This is a genomic window from Streptomyces sp. NRRL B-3229, from assembly GCF_000719505.1.
GTDB classification, from domain to species: Bacteria; Actinomycetota; Actinomycetes; order Streptomycetales; family Streptomycetaceae; genus Streptomyces; species Streptomyces griseorubiginosus.
Genome location: NZ_JOGP01000089.1, coordinates 1 through 776, shown reverse-complemented (window position 1 = coordinate 776; position 776 = coordinate 1). Strand labels below are relative to the sequence as shown.

Sequence of the window (776 nt, the reverse complement as noted above, 5' to 3'; positions counted from 1 at the left end):
GGTCAGCCCCACTTCATCTCGCCCTTGGCGACCTTCGAGCCGATCTGGGCGGCGATCAGCATGCCGTTGTCCGGGTACCGCTTGACCAGGGCGTCGTTCAGCGCGGCTCCGTCGGCGGCCTTGCCGAGCTCCTCCTCGAAGGCGATCAGGTAGGCGCGGGTGGCGGTGATCGCGCTCGCGTCGGCGGCGGTGCCGGGCAGGCGGTGGCCGGGAACGACCAGTTCCGGGTCGAGGGCGGCCATTTCGTCGAGCAGGTCGATCCAGGCGGCGCGGTCGGCGGGGGTGGGGGTGTCGGCGACCCAGACGTGCTCCTGCTGGAAGAGCAGGACACCGCCGAGGAGGGCGCGGTGCTCGGCCTGCCAGAGGTAGTGGCGGTCGGGCAGGCCGGCCGGGCCGCCCTTGAGCTCGAAGGTGTGGCCTTCCAGGGTGAGGTCGCCGGTCAGCGGGGTCAGGTCGACCAGGCGGGTGGGGAGGTTCGGGCCGAGCGCGGCCCAGGCCTTGAGCTTGCCCTCGTAGGAGTGGGCGATGTGCTCGATGACGATCGGGGTGGCGACGAAGACGGCGTCGGGGAAGGCGTCGGCGATGACCTCGGCGCCGAAGTAGAAGTCGGGATCGCCGTGGGAGACGAAGACGGTGGTCAGCGTCTTGCCGGAGTCGAGGATCGCGGCGACCAGGCGGTGGCCGTCGGCGCGGGTGAAGGCGGCGTCCACCAGCAGTGCTTCGTTCTCACCGGTGACGAGGGTGGCCGTCTTGTTCTTGCTGCCGGCCGGGAAGTC

General features: G+C 71.0%; 1 protein-coding gene. It reads right to left on the bottom strand.

Annotation, left to right across the window (positions count from 1 at the left end; all coding sequences use genetic code 11):
* Positions 1-2: 2 nt before the first annotated feature.
* Positions 3-776 (bottom strand): MBL fold metallo-hydrolase (locus tag IF54_RS0138820; protein WP_030327440.1); only part of this gene is annotated, 774 nt, incomplete at its 5' end.